Annotated in this window: 2 protein-coding genes; both read right to left on the bottom strand. The window is 66.6% G+C overall.

Features of this window, described 5'->3' with window-relative positions; translation table 11 throughout:
• Positions 1 to 89: 89 nt before the first annotated feature.
• The gene (locus ACIQG9_RS29795; protein ID WP_400408565.1) at positions 90 to 1,283 is read right to left on the bottom strand and encodes a helix-turn-helix domain-containing protein; all 1,194 of its coding nucleotides are present in this window, start codon (positions 1,281 to 1,283) and stop codon (positions 90 to 92) included.
• 1,410 nt (positions 1,284 to 2,693) lie between these two features.
• Positions 2,694 to 3,029 carry a hypothetical protein gene (locus ACIQG9_RS29790; protein ID WP_400408564.1) on the bottom strand — a complete coding sequence of 112 codons (336 nt, stop codon included), beginning with the start codon at positions 3,027 to 3,029 and terminating at the stop codon, positions 2,694 to 2,696.
• Positions 3,030 to 3,131 lie beyond the last annotated feature (102 nt).

The following is a 3,131-nucleotide window of genomic DNA, read 5'->3' as shown; positions in this document are numbered from 1 at the left end:
GACCGCAGCGGGCACTGAAGCCGGTAGTGCTCAATCGCGTCCTTGCTCGGACCATAGAGCGGTCGGCGTAACAGGAAGCTAACCGTCAGTTAGATTCCATGAGGCTCGGGGTCCAACGGATCGATACCGATGCGAATTGCGAGGTCCCGCAGCTCGGGGGAGCCCCGTCGGCGGGCATCCCTGACCATCTGTCCGACGATTTCCCGCACACTCGGCCGGGACCGTAGCTCAGCGGGTGACGCGTTGTCCGCCTCTAGGAACGCGAGGACCGCTCGGTCCTGGTCATCGGCCGCATACCAGCCGCGTCCTGCGTCCAGGTGTAGGCGGCATCGGCGGTTCGCGGTGCGGACCTGCGACCGGTCGACGCGCCGAGCCTGTTCCGGCGCGCGTTCAGGCGTCCCGTTCTCGACGGCCACACCCACCCGCCAAATCCCGCAGTTCGCCGGGGTGAACTCCATTCGCCACGGGTCGGACTCAGCCCGACGCGCGGCGTTCTCCGCCTCCGCCAAGTGCCCATCGGGGTCGCCACTGCCCAGCGAGGCGGCCGACATCGCGGAATGCAGGTGAAGCATCCCGTACCAGGTCAACAACTCGTCGTCCCCCGTGTCACCCAGTCGCTCGGCCGCGCTCGTAGCCACTGCCAGCGACCGCCGCCGACCGCCGTGCGTACCCGACGACAAGGCACTTTGGGCGACAGCGAAGGCGGCAGCAGCAACATCCGCTGGTCCAGCGAACGTGGCGGCCAGCTCAGCACGCTCTGCGTATCGTGCTGCTAAATCGATGTAGCCGAACGGCTTGATCGCCAAAACAGTGGTCACAGCGGCCCGGACGAACAGTCGCGGCCCGTCCGGATGCCCAGAGTTGACGAGCTGCCGACTTGCCGCAACCAGACCAGGCAGCAGCCGCGCGAGCGCCTTGTAGTCGCAGGCCATCCTGGCTGCCATCGCCTGGTCCACAGACGCGTGCAGGACGGCCGGATCCGGCGAAGGGGCCGGCGCTTCCGGATCGTCGTCGAGAGCGCCACGCAGTGCCGGAACGATGGTGTAGATGGCGAGGTCATCCTCGCTGCGCGGCGGGTGCGGCTGGCCGGTCAGGTCAGTGACACTGACACCGAGAGCGCTGGCCAGGGCGATGAGCCGTGAACGCTTGGTGACGGGCCGTCGTCCCGACTCAATCATCGAGATGTAGGAGGCGGTCACACCTACCCGGTCGGCCAGTTGCTGTTGCGTCATCCCGGCGGTGTCCCGCCAACTGGCGACGCGCAGCCCAATGTAGTCAGCCATGACTCCTCCTGCACGAGGTCGACGACTTCCGGCGTAGAGCCTGCACAACGGACGGTACGTGGGGTCACGCTTCGCGGCCAGCCCAACACCGCACGCGCGCCGCCAGGTCACCACCAACCGCCAGCCCTCCGGTGCGCCGACCTCTCGCATGTAAGTTCTGGGCGCTCCGTCCGGGCTCGTCCGCGCACGTCCCTGACGTCGGGCACTGATCCGTAGCGCTCCGCGTCTGGCCCTCCGCGTCTGGCCCTGTTGCTGTCACCGATGCTGTCGACAACAACAGGGCTGACTGCCTCGTAAACGTCGTCGCCGCTGGTCGTCCGCGTCCAGCCGCCGACGGCCTGGCACCGATCTGACCGCCGCTGCTGTACTCGACTGCCGTACGAAAGCACTAGGGGCCACTCTCATCGATGGAGAGTGGCCCCTGACCTCTGTCGGGGTGGCCGGATTCGAACCGACGACCTCTTCGTCCCGAAGGAACCATCAGCCGCCTGTGAGCTGCGCTAGCAGCAGGGTTGAGCTGCCGGCACGGTCCACCGGAGTCCGCAGACGTCCGGGGTTGCCCGCGTCCGTCGTCACCCAGTTGGTCACCCATAAGCCCGGTCCGCGCGTCACTTGGCGTTGAACTGTCACCGGATGCCAGGCTAACTGGACAAACGACGCCCATCCCCTGCTGAGCTGCGCGAACATCAGGCATCGACCGTCACCGTTAGGCACCGTTGGTCGACGTCTCACGGCCTGGCGACGGCCTGGCAACACAGGGCCCGGGTTGCTCGGACTGTCAGCTTGGGAATCGCGTTGATCTACACGCCCCGTAGCGACATTCGGAGGCCATGCGGCACGCAGCGTGTCCGGCCTCGCCGGTCGCGCGTCCCTCCCTGCCCCATATTGACCGCTACATCGGGCACGCTACGGGCACAGGCAACTGACGTCGAGGAGGGTTGTCATGGCGTTGATCAAGAAGGGCTCTCGGCTCATCACGGTTGACGAGATCACCTATAGGTGGCGAGTGCGCGGCAGACCAACCTATGCCCAAGCACTGGGTGAGCGACCACTCGCTGTCGCTGTCGAGCAGGTCGACTGCAGGGGCACAGTGTTGTTGGCCAGCATGCCTCAGGACCATCCAAGCAACTGGATGGGCGGGCCGGCGATCCCCGTTCTCCCGTCGACGGTCGCGGCGATAGTCCGGAAGGCGCTGGCCGAGGGATGGCAACCTACCCGGCCAGGCGCGGCCTTCTGCATGGCTGCGATCGACAAGCTGCCAGAGCCGCCGACTCCTTGACCCCCAGGCAACCAACACGGGTCGCTGACCTGCCGTTCCACCGGTCTTGACCTGCTGAAACCGTCCATGAAGGTCCCTGCTCGTCCGCTGACGTCCGTCCCGATCGTCACCCGGCTAGTCACCCAGCCGTGTCACACCCACAGGTCGGCACCCTCGCTGCCGGATGGGGCCGTCTCCCCGAGAGACTCATGCAGCCCCCCGATCTCGCGGCCCGTCGGGTTGCACTCCGCGTCCGTCTCGATCAGGTGCCAGCCTGGGTCGCTCTCACGCGCGTTCGGATCCCCGCCCTCGTCGAGGATGCACACTGCGGCGAAGACCGCCTCGTACGCCCCAGCTCGCGCGACCAGCAGCACATCGCGGGAATCCGCGCCTGCCTCAATCAGCCGCTGCGCGGCCGCCACGTTGCTCAGAGCACTGGCATCCATCCACGGAGATAGCGCCTCTCGCCACAGGGCGCGCAACACCATGAACCGAGCTAGTGTCCTGAGTCGTTAATTCGTCGGCAGATAGTAGACTGTCGCGGTGGCTGGTCGTCCGCGTGGTGTGGTGGAACTGACTGATGACGAGCG

The organism is Micromonospora sp. NPDC092111 (assembly GCF_044755745.1).
Classification (GTDB): Bacteria; Actinomycetota; Actinomycetes; order Mycobacteriales; family Micromonosporaceae; genus Micromonospora.
The sequence above is the reverse complement of the archived record's forward strand: the minus strand, read 5'-3'. Positions and strand labels throughout refer to the sequence as shown.